At 33.8% G+C, this 18196-nt stretch carries 18 protein-coding genes, 1 tRNA gene and 2 pseudogenes; 6 read left to right on the forward strand and 15 right to left on the reverse strand.

Annotation, left to right across the window (positions count from 1 at the left end):
• Nucleotides 1-72: 72 nt before the first annotated feature.
• The 5 genes from ABWU45_RS05815 to ABWU45_RS05835 form a co-directional block, all read right to left on the reverse strand.
• Complete coding sequence (locus tag ABWU45_RS05815) at nucleotides 73-300, reverse strand: ankyrin repeat domain-containing protein (protein ID WP_082246108.1); 228 nt, start codon at nucleotides 298-300, stop codon at nucleotides 73-75.
• A 3-nt stretch (nucleotides 301-303) separates the two neighbouring features.
• Nucleotides 304-435: an ankyrin repeat domain-containing protein gene (locus ABWU45_RS05820; RefSeq protein WP_007551899.1), complete on the reverse strand. Its 132-nt coding sequence runs from the start codon at nucleotides 433-435 to the stop codon at nucleotides 304-306.
• 297 nt (nucleotides 436-732) lie between these two features.
• Nucleotides 733-1107, reverse strand: a complete 375-nt coding sequence (locus ABWU45_RS05825; protein ID WP_353278188.1) for a helix-turn-helix domain-containing protein — start codon at nucleotides 1105-1107, stop codon at nucleotides 733-735.
• Between the two features lie 22 nt (nucleotides 1108-1129).
• On the reverse strand, nucleotides 1130-1459 hold the full coding sequence (locus tag ABWU45_RS05830) for a helix-turn-helix domain-containing protein (RefSeq protein WP_007549995.1): 330 nt from the start codon (nucleotides 1457-1459) through the stop codon (nucleotides 1130-1132).
• Between the two features lie 51 nt (nucleotides 1460-1510).
• Nucleotides 1511-2434, reverse strand: coding sequence for a hypothetical protein (locus ABWU45_RS05835; protein WP_012673225.1), 924 nt, complete (start codon nucleotides 2432-2434; stop codon nucleotides 1511-1513).
• A gap of 198 nt (nucleotides 2435-2632) precedes the next feature.
• Here ABWU45_RS05835 and ABWU45_RS05840 point away from each other — a divergent pair, with 198 nt between their 5' ends.
• Both ABWU45_RS05840 and ABWU45_RS05845 read left to right on the forward strand, forming a co-directional pair.
• Nucleotides 2633-3511 carry a hypothetical protein gene (locus ABWU45_RS05840; protein ID WP_353278191.1) on the forward strand — a complete coding sequence of 293 codons (879 nt, stop codon included), beginning with the start codon at nucleotides 2633-2635 and terminating at the stop codon, nucleotides 3509-3511.
• A 4-nt stretch (nucleotides 3512-3515) separates the two neighbouring features.
• Nucleotides 3516-3716, forward strand: a complete 201-nt coding sequence (locus ABWU45_RS05845; protein WP_353278192.1) for a hypothetical protein — start codon at nucleotides 3516-3518, stop codon at nucleotides 3714-3716.
• Nucleotides 3717-3852: 136 nt separating this feature from the next.
• On the opposite strand, the gene ABWU45_RS05850 is transcribed toward ABWU45_RS05845, so the two are convergent.
• The 3 genes from ABWU45_RS05850 to ABWU45_RS05860 form a co-directional block, all read right to left on the reverse strand.
• The gene (locus tag ABWU45_RS05850; protein WP_353278193.1) at nucleotides 3853-4224 is read right to left on the reverse strand and encodes a helix-turn-helix domain-containing protein; all 372 of its coding nucleotides are present in this window, start codon (nucleotides 4222-4224) and stop codon (nucleotides 3853-3855) included.
• Nucleotides 4225-4258: 34 nt separating this feature from the next.
• The gene (locus tag ABWU45_RS05855) at nucleotides 4259-4591 is read right to left on the reverse strand and encodes a helix-turn-helix domain-containing protein (RefSeq protein ID WP_041582615.1); all 333 of its coding nucleotides are present in this window, start codon (nucleotides 4589-4591) and stop codon (nucleotides 4259-4261) included.
• Between the two features lie 103 nt (nucleotides 4592-4694).
• Nucleotides 4695-5354 carry a RadC family protein gene (locus tag ABWU45_RS05860; RefSeq protein WP_012673223.1) on the reverse strand — a complete coding sequence of 220 codons (660 nt, stop codon included), beginning with the start codon at nucleotides 5352-5354 and terminating at the stop codon, nucleotides 4695-4697.
• 382 nt (nucleotides 5355-5736) lie between these two features.
• On the opposite strand from ABWU45_RS05860, the pseudogene tnpC reads away from it, so the two are divergent.
• The 3 genes and pseudogenes from tnpC (at nucleotide 5737) to ABWU45_RS05875 (ending at nucleotide 9516) form a co-directional block, all read left to right on the forward strand.
• Nucleotides 5737-7088 (forward strand): annotated as a pseudogene (tnpC, locus tag ABWU45_RS05865) (IS66 family transposase).
• Nucleotides 7089-7168: 80 nt separating this feature from the next.
• On the forward strand, nucleotides 7169-7939 hold the full coding sequence (locus ABWU45_RS05870) for a polysaccharide deacetylase family protein (protein WP_353278195.1): 771 nt from the start codon (nucleotides 7169-7171) through the stop codon (nucleotides 7937-7939).
• A 20-nt stretch (nucleotides 7940-7959) separates the two neighbouring features.
• Complete coding sequence (locus ABWU45_RS05875; RefSeq protein ID WP_353278197.1) at nucleotides 7960-9516, forward strand: penicillin-binding transpeptidase domain-containing protein; 1557 nt, start codon at nucleotides 7960-7962, stop codon at nucleotides 9514-9516.
• Nucleotides 9517-9614: 98 nt separating this feature from the next.
• On the opposite strand, the gene lon is transcribed toward ABWU45_RS05875, so the two are convergent.
• The 5 genes from lon to ABWU45_RS05900 form a co-directional block, all read right to left on the reverse strand.
• The gene (gene lon, locus ABWU45_RS05880; RefSeq protein WP_353278199.1) at nucleotides 9615-12071 is read right to left on the reverse strand and encodes an endopeptidase La; all 2457 of its coding nucleotides are present in this window, start codon (nucleotides 12069-12071) and stop codon (nucleotides 9615-9617) included.
• A gap of 15 nt (nucleotides 12072-12086) precedes the next feature.
• Nucleotides 12087-13364 carry an ATP-dependent Clp protease ATP-binding subunit ClpX gene (clpX, locus tag ABWU45_RS05885; protein WP_353278201.1) on the reverse strand — a complete coding sequence of 426 codons (1278 nt, stop codon included), beginning with the start codon at nucleotides 13362-13364 and terminating at the stop codon, nucleotides 12087-12089.
• Nucleotides 13364-13990, reverse strand: coding sequence for an ATP-dependent Clp endopeptidase proteolytic subunit ClpP (gene clpP / locus ABWU45_RS05890; protein WP_252153872.1), 627 nt, complete (start codon nucleotides 13988-13990; stop codon nucleotides 13364-13366). Before clpP ends, clpX begins: the two co-directional genes overlap by 1 nt.
• 11 nt (nucleotides 13991-14001) lie before the next feature.
• Entirely contained in the window at nucleotides 14002-15345 is a 1344-nt protein-coding gene (tig, locus tag ABWU45_RS05895; protein WP_139686894.1) for a trigger factor, read from the reverse strand.
• Nucleotides 15346-15500: 155 nt separating this feature from the next.
• Nucleotides 15501-15582: transfer RNA gene (locus ABWU45_RS05900), tRNA-Leu, on the reverse strand.
• A 256-nt stretch (nucleotides 15583-15838) separates the two neighbouring features.
• Here ABWU45_RS05900 and ABWU45_RS05905 point away from each other — a divergent pair.
• The gene (locus ABWU45_RS05905; RefSeq protein WP_264683054.1) at nucleotides 15839-16438 is read left to right on the forward strand and encodes a BON domain-containing protein; all 600 of its coding nucleotides are present in this window, start codon (nucleotides 15839-15841) and stop codon (nucleotides 16436-16438) included.
• Between the two features lie 211 nt (nucleotides 16439-16649).
• Here the strand turns inward: ABWU45_RS05905 and ABWU45_RS08400 are convergent.
• Together ABWU45_RS08400 and prmC are read right to left on the reverse strand one after the other, a co-directional pair.
• Nucleotides 16650-17073, reverse strand: a pseudogene (locus ABWU45_RS08400) (transposase); the annotation flags it as partial.
• Between the two features lie 81 nt (nucleotides 17074-17154).
• Nucleotides 17155-18006, reverse strand: a complete 852-nt coding sequence (gene prmC / locus ABWU45_RS05920; RefSeq protein ID WP_264374995.1) for a peptide chain release factor N(5)-glutamine methyltransferase — start codon at nucleotides 18004-18006, stop codon at nucleotides 17155-17157.
• Nucleotides 18007-18196: the final 190 nt, after the last annotated feature.

The following is an 18196-nucleotide window of genomic DNA, read 5'->3' on the forward strand; positions in this document are numbered from 1 at the left end:
TTACTTTCCTACTCGGATCAACCATTTTTTTTTGGTCTAGTTTATGGGGTGCATTATATTCTATGAGAAATTCTACAGATGGTAAATGGCCTTCCTTGGCAGCATAGTAGACTGATCTGTAGTTTTAGAATTATTAATATTAGAATTATTAATAAATGATTCTTGTTGTTGCTTTTCTATTAGAAGCTTTACAATTCCTAGATATCCTTTATTGGTAGCATAATGCAAAGGAGTCCAATTGTTTTTACCTTTTGTACCAACTTCTACTCCCTTATTAAGAGAAAATTTTACAATATCGATATTTCAAAAATCAGCTGCAATATGAATAGGCTTGTTTTCGTCATTAGTTTTAGCGTTAAAACTTACACCTTTATTATTTACTAAAAATTTTGTTACTTCTAAGCTATCAAACTTAGCTGGATGGTGCACAGCCACCTTGACCAAAAAATCATCCCCCTATCGCGTTCTTATCATTATGCCTTATACGCTGTATTACACCTTCAGATATAGTCATTGCTAACCTCCAACATCCTTGCTAATAAACCCTCGCTAAAACTGCCGAAAAGACTTTATAAGTTAATATTCTAAATCTCAATATTTTATGGTGCAGGTTTTTATTTTTAAAACATTATACTTTGTGTAGGGTATAACTACACGCATCAAAGTGAAAGAAAAGCAAAATGATGAAGAAAATGAAAGTTTAAGTTTTCTTCAACGACTCAAGGAGAGAATTTATGCTTTAAAGCCTGTATTAGCAAGAGCCTGAATCACTAAATGAACAATGTCACGCAGAGTTTCATCCTCAATTTTTCTATATTCCCTCACTAGCCTTGATATTTCTTCGCTGCCTACATCGCTATGGAAGGCCTTATCATGTAAGTCTTCAGAGGCTTTGGTAAAAAAATACGACATATCAACCGATAGTACTTCTGCTAATTTATATAACCTATCAACTACAAGCCTAATCTCTCCGCTTTCATATCCTTGTACATGCTGAAATGAAATTTCAAGCTTTTTTCCTAAGTCTCTTTGACTAAAACCACACATTAGCCTTCTTTTCCTTATTCTTTCACCTATTTGTTTATCGATAGGATGTTGTATAGTCATTTTACGTATCAGGTAATATTAACTATGTATTATCACTTTGAGAAAAAGATTTTACCAATATATAAACTGCACTACGTAACCTTTTGCTCTTAATTTCGTTATATCCTTTGACTAACTTTAGTATTTCTTCATCATAAGCTTCATGTGAGTCAGTGTGCATATCAGTAAAAAAGTTAGCAACATCTATCGATAGTGCTTTTGCTAAATCATATAATCTACTGGCCAAAACACAATTTGAACCATTTTCGTACTTTTGTATCTGTCTATACGAAACACCTATTCTCTTTCCCAATTCGGTCTGTGTCAAAGCACGATCTAACCTAAGTTGTTTTATTTTTTTACCTAATTGCACTTTTCACCTCTTATTCAAATTTACAACAAATTTTATGAAGTGGAAAAAAAGCTAGCAAAGTAATTGCTTTAATAATTTCTGCCTCTCGCTAATTAAATCGTTTGGCCTTACGTATTTTTTCTCAATTTCCCTCATCTCTTTTTCTCGTTCTGCAATGCTATTTCGTATTACTTCAGCCGAGTATCTGCTTTTGCCACTTGCAAACTCTGATCTTAATCTTCTAACCTTGTATTCGAGCTCAGCAAATCTTTCGTGTTGCTCAAGAAGTTCTATCATATGACTAATTTCAGAGTTTAGCTTTTTTTCCTCAACATCTCTTACAATAAAAGAAAGTAGAAGCTTATCTATTTGGTAATCAATATTTGGTTGAGCAGCAAATAGATCAATTATGGCTTTTACGTCAGTAGGATTTGTAACTAGTAAGTTAAAATTACTACATAAAAAACTATAGAACTTTATCGTCTTCTCAAGATAATTTTTCATATCTTGTGATAATTGCAATTCTTTGTGAATTCCTGACAGCAATATTTTCAATTCTTCCAAGTATTTCGTGTCAAAATTACTTACTTCTGTAGGTGAAAGGATCATTAGCAGCTTTTTTACAAGCTCAACATCATTTAACTTTACTGCATTATAAAGAGCTTTTTCTTTATCTTCTTTTAAATCATAAAGCTCTGATGAGTTATCTATGCTGAATAGATATTCAGTATTTCCTTGAGGAGAGTAGATTAAAATGTCCACTTCTCTTAGCGGGTGATCATCATTAAACTTTTCTAGTAACTGCTTATCGGTAGTTTCCTCTATTGCTACAACTGCTTTGCTTACCTCTTTCAACTTTGCAATATCATCTCTTGAGTTTTCAAGTATATCTTTAGCCTTGTCTAGCAGCTGCTCATATAGAACTATTTTTTCTTCATCATCAAGTAGCTGACAATGCTTTTTCAGCTTTTCAGTAGAGTAAGATAGGATATCCATTTTTTTCAATTTTACGATTACGATACCCCATTTTTGTTGAAACTGAAATAATTTTTATAGGATGTGTTTTTCTAGTGTAGATGCCCGCAAAACTTGTTATTATAATATACAGTAAATCAATAAGTCGCATAATATTGACAATTAAATAATATTTATCACGATATGATCGAATAGTAATGAAATTAAGTGAGGGTTACAATGAAAAAAATAAATGGTAAAAAATTGTCTAGTAAAATGTTAAAAGCGGTAGAGCGAATAGCAAAAGAAGGGTTATTACCTAATTTTATAAAAGCTGCTCCAACAGCAAATAAAAAGATTAGTAAATTACCTGTCTTAACATATCCTGAGGAGCTCAATCCATTTCGATCAGCTTTATGCAAGATAAGGCTAAGTGAATATGAAAATGTGAAATTAAATGAATTCTTGGAAAAAGCTATTGCAGCTGAAAATCTAGACAAATTAAGTAAAATCGTCGATGAAGCTTTGGATTTAGGAATAAGAGTAAACGCTCGCAACGAAGATGGCTTTAGCTTCACTAACGTTACAATGTTTAAGATGTATCGTGATGAATTCAAAGAAAATAAACAAGAAGATATAATCAGAAAGTTAGCCTTACATGGAGCAGATTTTAATGTACAAGTTGATAAGAAAATAGCTGAAATGTATCAAAAAGTGCAAAAAGAAATTGAGCCACAAATATATAGTAGGCTCAAGAAACTTAGGGAAGTTGGAGAAGACGCTACTATAGAAGGAACTGTTGAAGATGTAGAAATCGATAATAAGACCTTCTATATTGAATTTTCACATAGCTGCATAGTTGATGTTGCCAAAGTTGTAGAAGGTGCAAAAAATTTGGGCTTAAGTAAAGGAGACTTAAACCTTGGCGGTAGTATCATAAAAATAGGTGATGGTGAAGTTGAGGTCAAAACTGGGAAAGACGGTAAAAGAAATTACGTAGATATATCCGATAACAGCGCTTTTACAGTAACACTTTGCACTAGCCTAGGAGAGCTAAATTTAATGGTATATCATGACACAGAAGACTATCATCAAGTACAAGTTGAGGTAGATAGATGAAGAAATGTGGAACGAGTTGCAAGAAATAGGAGAAATCGTAGGAAAGGGTTGTTTATTTGCTGGAATGTCTGTTAAAGAAGTAGTGGAAAAAGGCAGCTTTACTAGATGTGGAAGGTGGGGCGACCAAAATTCTAAAAGTAGTGAGACCTTTTCTTGGGTGAGCAAATTAAAAGATACCAAAACGACATCTGTAGGACGTTCTTGATTGGTGGCTATGTTTTTACATAGCCATAATTATTGCAAAGTAAAGTAGTTCTTGAAATTTAATCAAAATTACCATAAAAAATTTACCTTAACTAGCATTGCTTGTAGAAGTGGATTGAAGATATATTCAGGCAATATTATTTATTGGCAAGCGCTTTTATCACTGAATGCACAATATTACGCAACGTTTCATCCTTAATTTTCCTGTATTCCCTCACTAGCCTTGATATTTCTTCACTACCCACATCGCTACAAAAGGCCTTATCGTGTAAGTCTTCAGAAGCTTTGGTAAAAAAATATGACATATCAACGGACAAAGCTTCTGCCAAATTATACAATCTATCAATTACAAGCCTTACCTCTCCAGTTTCATATCCTTGTATATGCTGAAATGAAATTCCGAGCTTTTTTCCTAAGTCTCTTTGGCTAAAACCGCATATTAACCTTCTCTTCCTTATTCTTTCACCTATTTGTTTATCAATAGGATGTTGTTCATCTTGTACAATCATTTATTAATATATTAACTGAGGTATTGAAGCAATACTAACTCTCATTGTAACTTTGAGAAAAAGATTTTACCAATATATAAACTACGCTACGTAACCTTTTGCTTTTAATTTCATTATATCCTTTGACTAATTTTAGTATTTCTTCATCATAAGTTTCATGTGAGTCGACATGCACATCAGTAAAAAAATCAGCCACATTAATCGATAGTGCTTTTGCTAAGTCGTATAGCCTACTGGCCAAAATTTGGTTTGAACTATTTTCGTACCTTTGTATTTGTCTATACGAAACGCCTATTTTCTTTCCCAACTCAGTTTGAGTTAAACCACAGTATAATCTAAGTTCTTTTATTTTTTTGCCTAATTCCAACTTTCATTACTAATTTTAGCTGCTCAAGCTTATATTGAATTTTTTAATTTATGAAGTAGAAAAAAAGAAGGAAAGTTGGAGAACTTTCCTTCCGGTCTACAGATTACAATAAACCACTATCATAAAAACTAAAGTGGCTCTTCTGTGTTACGATTATGTGATCTATTAATTTCATTCCTACATTTTCGCAGGTTGCAGCTAATGTAAGTGTGTTATCCTCATCCTCCTTTGATGGTTCTGTATCTCCACTTGGATGATTATGTGAAATTGCAATAGATGATGCATCGATCAGTAATCCCTGTTTGATTATTTCTCTCACATATAGAGGTACTCTGTCTATAGTTCCACAGTCTTGAATATACTCGTATATCAAATGACCACTTCGATCTAAGTATATTACTCGCAAGCTTTCCTTTCGTGACTGCCCTATTGCTGTTTTAAAGTATTTTAGTAGCTCTTCTCTGTTATCAAGAATCGACAGCTTTTTTAACTTACCTTTCAGTATCCTATCGAAAATCTCTTTCAGACAAAAGATACTTGCTATTGCTCCATCATTCATTCCTGTAACATTTTTTAGCTCATGAAAGTCAGCGTTAATTACCCTTCCTAAACTACTAAAGAGCTCTATTAGCTTTTTGGCCACTTCTCTTCCTTCTTCACATTCAGATAGAGTACGTTCCAGTAGCTCATGGTCAAGTAAAGACCTGCCTCTACTTGATAAAATGCGAGTTTCCAATTTTTCTTTTCTCTCACTATTATTCATAAAAACCTCCAAGGTCAACATTATATACAAATTCAACGCCAGCTTTCTGACGCAGTAGTTCTCGAGGAATAACCCTTTTGAACTCTAAATTTGCAATGTTGTCCTTGTTGCTTTAAAAGCTGGAATACCATTTGCCATGTGAATTTGTGCATTAACATTTACTGTGCTGGTTCCCTGAAGTGTAACGGTATTTATATTTGCAATCATACTATATTATATAAAGTTATTAATATAATATATTGACAAAGTAACGAAGTAAACAGTAGCTGTTAAAAGGTATCCGTTCAGAGGTATGGTAAGGATAAAAAAGAATTGACATAACATATCAAAGTAATAATAACAGAAAATGTTGATAGTAAGGTAAGGCTAGATGCTTCAATTGTTGATCAGTATTGTAGAGTTATGTAAAAACTTAGAGCAAAAAGTAGCAAAGCTTGAAGAAAAAAATAAAATCTTAGAAATAGAGAATGCTGAACTAAGAGAGAGACTTGGCTTGAACTCAAGGAATTCATCTTTACCAAGTTCAAAAGAGCTGTACAAAATAAAAAAAGACACACCAGAAGATAAGTCAGAGGGTGGCAGGAAGATAGGGGGTCAAGTTGGTCATAAAGGAAATTATCGGATAAAAATGGAAGCAGATGAAGTAATTAGAGTAAGATTACATGATACTTGTGAATGTGGTGGAGAAATTGCAGTATGCAACAAACCCTATATTCACCAGAATGTTGATCTCCCAAAAATTAAGCCTTACGTAGTGGAATACCAACTAGAACATGGGCGCTGTCGTAAATGCGGAAAAAGAAGGAGTAGCAAATTACCAGAAGGAGTTACACCTGATACCTTTGGTCCTAGAGTTAAGTCAGTAGTTGCATCACTAAGTGGGTTTTATAAGAATTCAAAGCGAGAAATAGCGAATATCATGAAAGACATCTTTAACATGAGTATAAGTGTTGGTAGTGTGTCCAATAGCGAAGCAAGGGTCTCGTCAAAATGTAAAGAAGCCTATGAACAAATAGAGGAAGAAATGAAAGCAAGCGAAATTTTGCATATTGATGAAACCAGTCACTATAACAAAGGTAAATTGGAATGGTGCTGGATGTTTGCCAACAATAAAGCAAGTCTTATGAAGTTAGCAGATACAAGAGGAATGAAGTTTTTAAAGAATAGTGCATTTTGTGATTACAAAAATCGGGTAATTACCGACAGATATGGAGTTTACAACCACTTCAGTGATGAAAAACGACAAATTTGTTGGGCTCACTTATTGAGAAATTTCGAGAGGTTATCTCATAGCTGGAATAGTGAAGTAATGAGACTTGGCCATTGTTTAAAAGATGCAGCTAATGGATTATTTACATTAAAAACGCTTTGTCAGAAAATGAAATTAGTATTTCAAAGTTCACTAAGCAAGCTAAAGAGTTACGAAGATTTATGCAGTACTGCATGATAAAAATATCTTATATACTTGAAGCAAAAGGAGCTTCACGAACGGTAAAGGGTATTATAAAATCCGAGCCAATGATGTGGACATTTTTGGATGATCCAGAGAATATTCCATTAACGAATAATCATGTTGAGCGACAAATACGGCATTATGTTGTCTATCGTAAGAATTCATATTTTGCACAGTCAGAGCGAGGGAATAGATTCCTTGAGCGGATAATTTCGTTGTATCTCACTTGGAGGCAAAAAAAGTTAAATCCATTTCAAAACCTTCTATCTATTGTCTCTTAAGCCACACCTCTGAACGGATACGTTAAAAGTGGTTTAATTTAGCAAAAAAGTGTAGTACTCTATCACTTTGCTGATTATATATGTTTATAAGAATAATCGCTTTTCTTTTGCTATATTCAAGCGCAGTTTTCTGTAGTGATTGTAACTTTAACTTACCATATCGTGGGCTCAATTGTGATTTGGATCTATCATATAAAAATTTAAGTAATATAAAGAAATTATTGAATAACAACGATAAGTTCGTTGCGCTTACGTTTGATGATGGTCCATCTTATAATAGATCAGGAGATATTATTAATATTCTGGAGAGCAATAAAACAAAAGCGACATTTTTTTTGCTTGGTGAACGCATAAATAAAAAAACATCTAAAATAGTAGAAAAGATCCATCAAGCAGGTCATGAATTAGGTAATCATTCTTGGTCGCATAGGAAGTTGACATCACTTTCAAGTGAGGAGCAATTGCAAGAACTGGAAAAGACAAATGTGGCAATTAAAAATGCAACAGAACAGAATGTAAAATGGTTTCGTCCACCATATGGATGTCACAATGATAATTTGATCGAAAATACTAATCGATTAAATATGTATTCCATATTATGGACAGTCGATTCTCTGGATTGGCAAGGTGATAAATCAGAGATTTTGGTTGAAAGAGTTTTAAGCAATGTACATAATGGAGCGATTATATTGTTCCATGATCACGATAACAAATCAAATACAGTTGAAGCTTTACCTCAGATTATTGAAATACTAAAAAAATCGGGTTACAAACTTGTTACCTTAAGTGAGTGGGAAGAAAGGGTTTGTGATGTAGTGAAAGCTAGAAATGTGCCAATAAAAGGAGGATGAGTGCGTTCTAAAGGAATTCTATGTGGACAAAAAACAAGGTCTTCAACCGCAGGGCATTCATATTAGGTGGTATTCAGCTTACTATTTCTGCTATTTTTAGTTATAGGTTGTATACTTTACAAGTACGAGATAGACAAAAATATGAAGTGCTATCCAATAATAATAGGATAAAAGTTGTTACTATTGTGCCTAAACGAGGCAGGATTTTGGATAGGAATAGCGTTGAACTCGCAGTAAACAAAATTTCGTATATTGTTTTATTTGATGGGCAAAAAACCTTTACTAGGGAAGTTGATTTGCAGATGTTATCAGAAATTAAACCTGATGCAACAAAATCATCAGATACAAAAATAACTGCTCTTTATAAACGTTATTACCCGTTTGGTTCGATATGTTCTCATATAATCGGATATACAAAAAGACAGCAAGACATAAATGAAGCAGGGGTTAGTGGAATTGAATATACATATGATCATGTATTAAAAGGCAAGACCGGAAAATCTGAGCAGGAAATAAATTCTAAGAAGCGTATCATGAGAGAGTTATCTAGCATACCGCAGCAAGACGGACAAGATATACAGCTGACAATTGATGTTGATTTACAGAAGAAAATTGCAGAGATATTTAAAGACCACCAAGGTTCCACAGTGGTAATTGATGTGAATAACGGAGAAATTTTAGCATTATATAATTCACCTTCTTACGATAATAATCTTTTCACTAGCAGATTATCAAATGAAACTTGGAAAAATTTAAACAATCCTTCATTACCGCTTGTAAACCGTGCATTATCATATCAAATTCCACCTGGTTCAATATTTAAAATAATAGATGCGCTTGCGGGTTTAAAAGATGGAATAATAACACCAGAAGAAAAGTTCTCGTGTAGGGGATATATGAAAATAGGTGAACGAAAATTTCGTTGCCTAAAAAGCAAAGTCCATGGATATGTATCTTTAAACGAGGCAATGGCCTTCTCATGCAACACTTACTTTTATAATATAGGAAAAAAAATAAATGTAGATTCTCTACTAGAAATGGCTAGCAAATTTGGTATAGGAAGTGGACCATTAATTGGAATGTTTAAGGAAGAAGCTCCGGGATTGTTGCCTGATGTGGATTGGCGTGCACGCAAGCTATATTCAGAGTGGTATTTAGGTGATACCATTAACTTAGTTATAGGACAAGGGTATTTACTTACAACGCCATTACAGCTTGCGGTTCTTGCAGCGAGGGTTGCAACAGGAAAGGAGGTAACTCCCCACATTGAGATGAGTAAACCAGGGCAAGACTTTCTTGATATTGATGTGAATCATGAGCATCTTAGTGTGGTTCGAAAAGCTATGTTTGACGTGGTGAATTCTAACTATAGAAAAGGACTAGGCAGTATACAAATTGCTGGCAAAACCGGTACACCAGAGATAAACTCTAAAGGTGAAAGTCATAAATTGTTTATCGCTTATGGCCCCTACCATGACCCGCGCTATGCAATCTCAGTGTTTATAGAACACGGCAAAACTCCACGCCAAGATGTTGCAATTGCTAGTGAGATATTGCAATATATGCTTGAAAAATGAACTTATGAAATTGCCATATATGTTACTTGTAATTTATATATTCAAATCAGAGCTTTTAGGTTAAAAAAAGAAACGAAAATTGCATAAACCTTTTCAATTTAGTGCTTTAATGTTTCTAACGCAGAGAAGGTACTATCTTTATTTTCTATGGAGGAAGGTAGACTATTTTGATTATCACCATCAATTGAAGTAATAGGGTGAGTTAAAGCAATTTTTATAACTTCATCAATATTCTTAGCAAAAATTACGTTGATCCCTTCTTTAATATTTGAGGGAATCTCCTGCATATCTTTCTCATTTTCACTTGGTATAATCACAGTTTTGATTGATCCTCTGAGCGCTGCAAGCAATTTTTCTCTCAAGCCCCCAATAGCTAAAACTCTACCACGCAATGTCACTTCGCCTGTCATAGCAACATTTTTGTTAACTGGTATATTTGTCATAAGAGAAACAATAGACGTACATACCGCGCCGCCAGCAGAAGGGCCATCTTTTGGTACAGCACCCTCAGGTACATGCAAATGTATATCATTATTTTGGAATTTTTCGGGCTTTATACCAAAAAATAAACAATTTGATCGAATATAACTATACGCAGCTTTTATAGATTCTTGCATAACCTCTCCAAGCTTTCCTGTGTATTTTATTTCTCCCTTGCCCGGAATTAGGACTGATTCTATCATCAAAATATCACCACCTGTTTCAGTATAGGCAAGCCCAGTTACTATTCCCACCAAACTCTCATTTTCTGCAATGCCAAAGGTATACTTACGTACCCCTAGGTAATCTTGTAAATTACCAACCTCTACGGATATTTTCTTATTTTTATCAGTTAATATTGCTTTAACTGCTTTTCTCATGAGCTTTGCAAGTTCCCTTTCCATGCTTCGCACGCCGCTCTCACGTGTATATAAACGTATCAACTCGTATAATGCTTCATTAGTTATTTTCCACTCCTTCTTATGCAAACCATGCTCTTTTTTTAATTTTGGAATAAGGTGATGCGTAGCAATACTGATCTTCTCATCTTCGCTATATCCAGATAATTGTATAATTTCCATCCTATCACGCAAAGGATGTGGCAAATTTAAGCTGTTTGCCGTAGCTACAAACATTACACTTGAAAGATCAAATTCAACTTCCAAGTAATGATCCGTAAAGTGTTTATTGTGCTCAGTATCCAAAACCTCAAGTAATGCAGATGCAGGATCACCACGCGAATCAGAACCCATCTTATCTATTTCATCAAGCAGAAAAAGCGGGTTGCATGAATTAGCTTTTTTCATGTGTTGAATGATTTTACCAGGCATTGAGCCAATATAAGTTTTTCTGTGTCCTCGTATTTCAGACTCATCACGTATACCACCAAGAGATATGCGAACAAAATCTCTTCCTACTGCTTTTGCCATAGACTTAGCTAAAGAAGTTTTACCAACACCAGGTGGTCCAACTAAGCAAAGTATAGGACCCTTTATCTCTTTTACTCTCTTTAATACTGCTAAAAATTCTATTATTCTATCTTTTACTTTCTCTATGCCATAATGATTTTCATCTAAGATTTTTTTAGCCGCATTTAAGTTAATTTTTGCATCTTTGTACTTTCCCCATGGCAAATCAAGCAACCAATGCAAGTAACTAGATATAACTGTTGCTTCAGGAGAAATGGGATTCATTTTCTTATATCTCTTTAAGTCAGTTATGGCTTTCTCTTTTGCTTCCTCAGAAAGCTTTGTTTCATTTATCTTTTTTTCAAATTCATTGAGTATATTCCCTTCATCTCCATTTTCAAACTCACCTAATTCTTTCTGTATAGCTTTTAATTGCTCATTAAGGTAGTAAACTTTTTGAGTACTTTCAACCTGTGATTTAATTGTCTTATACAAGCGGTTTTGTGCACTCAAAATACTTATTTCTCTCTCAATAAGAGCAAAAACTTTTTTTAAACGCTCTTTTGGGTTATAAACTTCAAGTATGTTTTGCTTATCTGATACCTTTATATTTAAGTGCGAAGCTATCATATCTACAATTTGATTAACCTCTTTAACTTGATCAATGGGGTCAATAATAATCTCGGGTCGACTTTTCTTGCTTAGTTTACACCAATTGTCGAATGCATCTATAACAGAACGCCTTAAAGCTTCTAAATCAATATTATCTTCATTTTCTCCATACTCATAATGACCATCTAACGCTACTCTGGCCTGTAACAAAGTGTGAGAGCTAATATATTCTATAACTCTTCCCCTTCTTACCCCATGAATCATGACTTTTACTGCATTGTCAGGCAGTTTTATTAATGGTTGTATAATGTTTGCTAACACGCCTACTTCATAAAGATTCTCTGGCTCTGGATTATCAATAGAACCATCTTTTTGTGCTATGAGAAAAATCTCGTTTTGGTGACTACTGCTACTTATTGCATACTCTAGTGCATGAACAGATTTTTCTCTACCTACGAATAAAGGCAACATTATATTTGGAAAAATTACTACATCTCTTAGAGGTAATACTGGTAATACAGTAGAATTAAAGTTTACAGCACGTCCAATACTCATAATATATGCCTCAAATTAATCATTAACCGTTATAACACTACCCTTATTATTATGATTAATAGTCGCTTTGCCTAATTCTACCATTTTCTTAGTAACCGTTATAGCGCTACCTTCAAAACCTCCATTGCCAGCTGTATACATAACATCAAGCAAAAGTGACTCTAAGATAGCACGTAACATCCTTGCACCTGTTTTATAGCTTATAGCTTTTTTAGCAATAGCTGATATTGCTTCATCTGAAAACTCAAGGTTTACTTTACTAAATGCAAGCAATGCTTTATATTGTTTTACTAGCGCATTTCTTGGCTCTGTCAACACATGTATTAAATCCTCGTGATCCAGCTCATCTAGAACAGCAGTTATTGGAACCCGTCCTACAAATTCGGGTATCAAACCGAATTTGATTAAGTCCTCAGGTTGAACATCATGTAAAGCATTTTTTTTCTTTTGTTCTTTAGACTGACTTATGTCCGCACCAAAGCCAACTGACGTTCCCTTTTTCCTTGCTTCAATAATTTTATCGAGGCCTTCAAAAGCTCCTCCACAAATAAACAGTATGTTACTAGTATCTACTTGTATAAACTCTTGTTGCGGGTGTTTTCGCCCTCCTTGTGGAGGAACATAAGCAACCGTACCTTCCATGATTTTTAGTAGAGCTTGTTGGACCCCTTCACCTGAAACATCACGGGTTATTGAAGCGCTTTCAGATTTTCTTGTAATCTTGTCTATTTCATCGATAAACACTATACCGCACTGTGCTTTTGCAACGTCATAATTTGCAGCTTGTAATAGACGTGACAACACGCTTTCTACATCATCACCTACATAACCTGCCTCAGTCAAAGTTGTCGCATCGGCCATAGCAAATGGCACATCTGAAACTTTAGCAAGTGTTTTGGCTAGCAAAGTCTTACCAGAACCAGTAGGGCCAATAAGCATTATATTTGACTTCTCAATTTCAATATCACTTATAGAATGAAGTTGCACCATGGATTGACAATGGTTATACATAGCCACAGATAAAACGTGTTGCGCATGTTCCTGACCTACAACATGCTTACTAAGAAAAATTTTTATATCTTCAGGTTTCTTTAGTAATAGCTTCATATCAGATATATGATCTGAATTAAAAGCTCTCTCTTTCTTTTGACTTATTGCTTTATGGGATAACTCTATGCATTCATTACAAATAAACACCTTTAAACCATCTGAAGAGTTAGTAATCAATTTATCTACTTCGTTTTGTGCCTTGTTACAAAAAGAACAGTAGTGTAAATCATTATTGTTATCCATTAAACTACCTTTTGTTTAACTTTAATGTTTTCAATCTTAATATCTTTACGCTCAGCTATTACTTTATCAATCAAGCCAAGTTCCATTGCTTCTATAGGATCCAAAAATTTATCTCTTTCCATCATTCCTTCAATCTTCTTGAGTGAATGCCCAGTATGTTTTTCATAAATTTGATTTAGCTTTTTCTTAATTCGCAAAATTTCCTTAGCATGTATTTCTATATCAGTTGCTTGACCTTGATAACCACCAGATGGTTGATGTATCATAATTCTTGAATGAGGTAGAGAGTGGCGCTTACCTTTCGCACCAGCTGCAAGCAACAAAGAACCCATAGATGCAGCTTGACCTATACATAAAGTTGAAACGTCTGGCCTTATGTACTGCATTGTATCGTAGATTGATAAACCAGCAGTTACAACACCGCCTGGCGAATTAATATACATATGAATGTCTTTATCAGGATTTTCCGATTCTAAAAATAAAAGCTGTGCTACTATTACGCTGGCCATGTTGTCTTCAATAGGGCCAGTTACGAAAATTATTCTTTCTTTTACTAGCCTTGAATATATGTCATAAGCCCGCTCACCGCGACTAGTTTGTTCAACTACAATTGGTATAAGAGTCATACCTTTTCCTATCAAATATTATCAAATAATTCCTTTAATTCTTTCACAGAAACAATCTGTTCTTCTTTACTAGCTTTTTCTATCATATAATCTGTCACTTTATACTCAAGCGCTTGCCCTCTAACTAATTCCTGAAATTGTCCGTCTGATTTAAAATGTTTAAATACTCTGTCAAATGATACATCTTTACTGACATATTGATTTACAATAACATTCATAATATCACTTTGAGTTAATGATATTTCATGTTCTTTACTGAACTCCATAAATAGCATTGCAAGCTTTACACGTCTTTCAGCTTCTTTACAAGAATCATCTTTAGCATTCAACTCTCTTTCCACTCTCTGCTGTTCCTGTTTTACTACTTCTATAGGCAAATCAAAACTATAACTAGCATCCAAACAATCAAATAGCTCTTTCTTAATTAAGAGATCTCCCATTTCTTTACACTGATTATCAATTACTTCTTTTACATGATTTATTAGCGAAGAATGATCTTCAAAACCAATTCTCCTAGCTATTTCATTATCACTTTGCAAATCTTCGGCAATCTGAATATCATTAACTCGAACAGAAAAAGCAGCCTCCTGCCCCGCAAGGGAAATTACCTGGTAATCTTCAGGAAATCTCAACTTAAAGCTTTTTGTTTCCCCTTTTTTCATGCCAATTAATTGATCTTCAAAACCATTTATAAATGTTCCAGATCCTAAATTAACAGTAAAATTTTTGCCACTTCCACCTTGAAAGAGCTTATTTCTAATTCGCCCTTCAAAGTCAATTATCAGTTTATCCTCGTTTTTTGCTTGATAAGAAGCATCATCAACAGAGACAAAGTTAGGAAATTTTGTTTTTATAGAATCAATAAATTCTTTTATGTCTCCCTCTTTGATTTTTGCCTTAACTTTCTTCAAATTTATTTTATCAAGATCTATTACTGGCACTTTTGGCATCGATTCAAAAGATAATTTGTACAGAAAGTCGCCTTTTTCATCCTTTTTATCCAGGTTTGGTAATGACATAATATCAACCTTAGGATGGATGTGAGACTTAACTTCGATTTTTTTCATTAAATCACTTGAGCAATAGTCAATCGTATCTTTTATCACATATTCCAAAGCTTCGTTTTTATAATTTGTAACAACAAGATCGTAAGGCATCTTTCCGGATCTAAATCCAGGCAATTTTGCATCCTTCGCTATTTCTTGTAATCTAGAGTTTATCTTTTGTTCTATATAATCACTACTAACTGTGATTTCATACTCATACTTTAGTTTATCTACACTAAGTTCCTTATAGGTATATATATTACTTAATGTATCTGCTTCGACTGCATTTTGAGTTATATTACTAGACATTACAACCTGTTATCAATATTTTATTTATGTTTTAATAAAGCCATTTTACCAGAATTTAAGTTAAATACAATCCTTAAGAACAGGTTCTTATACAAACAAAAGTGTACTTAGTGATTATAAATTTTCTCTTAAAACCTGAGTTACATGACTTTAAGTGCGGATAGAGGGACTTGAACCCCCACGAGCAAGCTCACCAGGACCTAAACCTGGCACGTCTACCAATTTCGCCATATCCGCAAGAACCCTTCATTAACTTATAGATAACCACTTCTGTCATCTTATGCAATTTAAAGATTAGATTTTAGTACCACAGACTGAACTTATAATACTGGTTAACTCCACTATGAATCTAAGCCTGAATTACTTTAACTAACATTATTGAGATAAGTACTGTCTTAGAAATATTCAAGGCTTATTCAATTTATAGTATTTACACAATAAAAAAAGCTTATTAATATTCTTTAATTAAAGCTCTAAACTCTGGAAATTAATAATGAGATTAATAGCAAGCTTCTTACTCGCAATTTTTCTGATTACACAGAGTGGCTGTACGACTCTTGTGAGTGGTATAGTGGTAACAGCAACTGCAGCGGCTACAGCAATAACAATGCAAGATAAATCCTTGGGAAACATTATTGATGATACAACTATAGTAATAAGAATCAATAAGGGACTCTTAAAACACGGACTGTTTTCATCTATAAAAGTTAAAGTGAGTGAAGGAAGAGTATTACTCATTGGAAATGTTGATAATCATGAAAAGCAACTCACAGCAGAGAAAATAGCTTGGCAGCAAAAAGAGATTAAAGAAGTGATAAATGAAATAAGAGTCATACCAATTAAAATGGCTTCTATGCTAGATGTTACTGTAGATGGTATGATAACAGCAGAGATAAGCACGAGGCTTCTGGGAAAAAGAAATATTAAATCAATTAATTATAGCGTTAATACAGTTGATAGAGTCGTTTATTTGATGGGTATAGCTCAAAATAAGGCGGAATTAAAAGCTGTAATAGCAATTGCAAGAAAAGTAAAAGGAGTAAAGCAAGTTGTAAGCTATGTGAGATATAGACATAGCAAATTGCGTCATTGATGAAAATTTACTTGAGTGTTAGTACCATGTAGCTAAGCCATAAAACTCCTTTACAAATTTCGTCAGTTCATTCTTATGGTATGTATAACAATGTTACAAAAAATAATATCATAGAATTCAATAGAATAATTCCTAGAAAATCTCTACATACTAAAAAAAGTAAAATGCTATTTAACACTCCCAAGCTTAAGAATAAATAGCAAACATCTATATCTTGTGCGATATGGCGTTTTATTCCTGAGATTTTTTTACCAGCGTCATAGCCTTTTTCTTCATCAGTGTCTGCGTTCTTTACACTCTGAGTGTCAATTATGCAAAAGCTGATTTTTTCTTTCCAAACATTGTTTTGTCGGACCACACTAACTATTTTTTTTAACATGCACTCCAAAATACTTTTTTTTATTTCCTTTTACTTTTTCACTCCATTTTTGAAATAATCATAACAATTGCGCCATTTTGGAAACTCTTTTGGTAGCATCCTCCACTGATAACCACTTTTTAGGGCGTACAACACTCCGCAAAATATATCATACAAATCAAGTTTTCTTGGTTTTGTTTTTTCCACAAGACTCCAGATCTGGTGAAATAATCTCAAACTTCTCTCGACTTATGTCACTTGGGTATACACTCCTCATATATCCTAATTTATACACTCTATTTCTTACTTTATGCCTTTCTTGAGATTATGAACAGGTTCTTAGAAAGCTAGCGTTTTACTAGTCATGTTCTTTATCTTGCTTTACAACAATGCATCTTTTCATTCCAGCCAAGTCGTATACGTATTCCTGAAAAACCAGTCCATATAAGGGTATTATTTTGTCAATATTGCTTTGATCTTCGCCTATTTCCAATATCGCAAACCCATCTTTTTTAAGGCACTTTTTCAATATTGGAAAAATACTCAGGTAACAGCTCAATCCATCGATACCACCATCAAGAGCAATTCTTGGCTCTTTTTGCACTTCAGCTTGCAGATCTTTTAACTTACTTCTTTTAATATATGGAGGATTGCTTATTATGAGATCAAATAAATCTCTGCATTCTGTCCACGAATTTGGAAATATTTTAGCTCTGTTGAGAAGATTATGTTTCTTTGTGTTCTGGCAGGTAATTTTGTATGCTTCCAGGCTTTTTTCAAAACCAACTCCAATAGCATATTCATACTCACTAAGTACGGAGATCAACAAACAGCCTGTGCCTGTGCCAAAATCTGCAATTTTTATTTTTTGCTTCTTATTTTGGTAATATTTTAACACTGTTGAAATTACTGTCTCACTATCTGGTCTTGGATCTAGAACATGTTGGTTAACTATAAAATTTTTACTCCAGAATTCACGATTACCTATTATTTGCGATATTGGATATCTTTCTGCTCTTTTTTTTGTTAATTTCCAGAATAGAAGTTCTTTGTTTCTTGGTACCTGATTGATGTGATTCATGATTGTGAATGATCTTTCTACTCCAAGTACGTACTGCATGATGATTTCACAATCCAAATGTGGTGATTCAATTCTATGTGATGATAGTAGCTTTGACCCTTCTTTAATTAAAGCGCTGATTGTTTTCATTATTCTAAAAACGTGTTCCTTGTATGCAAGAACAGCAAAATTGAGTATAGAATTTTGAACTTAGGGTAGCTGCATTAAATCTAAGTGTCAAGAGTAGGATTGTAAAAATCATCCGGCTTTACTGGTAATTCGGTTAGTTCGGTTGGTATTTTTGCATTAATGTTAGAAGCTCTTGGCTCTATTATAAGCA

The organism is Wolbachia endosymbiont (group B) of Longitarsus flavicornis (genome assembly GCF_964028135.1).
GTDB lineage: Bacteria > Pseudomonadota > Alphaproteobacteria > Rickettsiales > Anaplasmataceae > Wolbachia.

What these genes read in the sequence shown, in the direction of transcription:
- ABWU45_RS05825 (WP_353278188.1), bottom strand. Translation starts at nt 1,107, where the DNA reads ATGACTATACAACATCCTATCGATAAACAAATAGGTGAAAGAATAAGG.
- ABWU45_RS05835 (WP_012673225.1), bottom strand. Translation starts at nt 2,434, where the DNA reads ATGGATATCCTATCTTACTCTACTGAAAAGCTGAAAAAGCATTGTCAG.
- ABWU45_RS05840 (WP_353278191.1), top strand. Translation starts at nt 2,633, where the DNA reads ATGAAAAAAATAAATGGTAAAAAATTGTCTAGTAAAATGTTAAAAGCG.
- ABWU45_RS05845 (WP_353278192.1), top strand. Translation starts at nt 3,516, where the DNA reads ATGTGGAACGAGTTGCAAGAAATAGGAGAAATCGTAGGAAAGGGTTGT.
- ABWU45_RS05850 (WP_353278193.1), bottom strand. Translation starts at nt 4,224, where the DNA reads ATGATTGTACAAGATGAACAACATCCTATTGATAAACAAATAGGTGAA.
- ABWU45_RS05860 (WP_012673223.1), bottom strand. Translation starts at nt 5,354, where the DNA reads ATGAATAATAGTGAGAGAAAAGAAAAATTGGAAACTCGCATTTTATCA.
- ABWU45_RS05870 (WP_353278195.1), top strand. Translation starts at nt 7,169, where the DNA reads ATGTTTATAAGAATAATCGCTTTTCTTTTGCTATATTCAAGCGCAGTT.
- ABWU45_RS05875 (WP_353278197.1), top strand. Translation starts at nt 7,960, where the DNA reads ATGTGGACAAAAAACAAGGTCTTCAACCGCAGGGCATTCATATTAGGT.
- lon (WP_353278199.1), bottom strand. Translation starts at nt 12,071, where the DNA reads ATGAGTATTGGACGTGCTGTAAACTTTAATTCTACTGTATTACCAGTA.
- clpX (WP_353278201.1), bottom strand. Translation starts at nt 13,364, where the DNA reads ATGGATAACAATAATGATTTACACTACTGTTCTTTTTGTAACAAGGCA.
- clpP (WP_252153872.1), bottom strand. Translation starts at nt 13,990, where the DNA reads ATGACTCTTATACCAATTGTAGTTGAACAAACTAGTCGCGGTGAGCGG.
- tig (WP_139686894.1), bottom strand. Translation starts at nt 15,345, where the DNA reads ATGTCTAGTAATATAACTCAAAATGCAGTCGAAGCAGATACATTAAGT.
- ABWU45_RS05905 (WP_264683054.1), top strand. Translation starts at nt 15,839, where the DNA reads ATGAGATTAATAGCAAGCTTCTTACTCGCAATTTTTCTGATTACACAG.
- prmC (WP_264374995.1), bottom strand. Translation starts at nt 18,006, where the DNA reads ATGAAAACAATCAGCGCTTTAATTAAAGAAGGGTCAAAGCTACTATCA.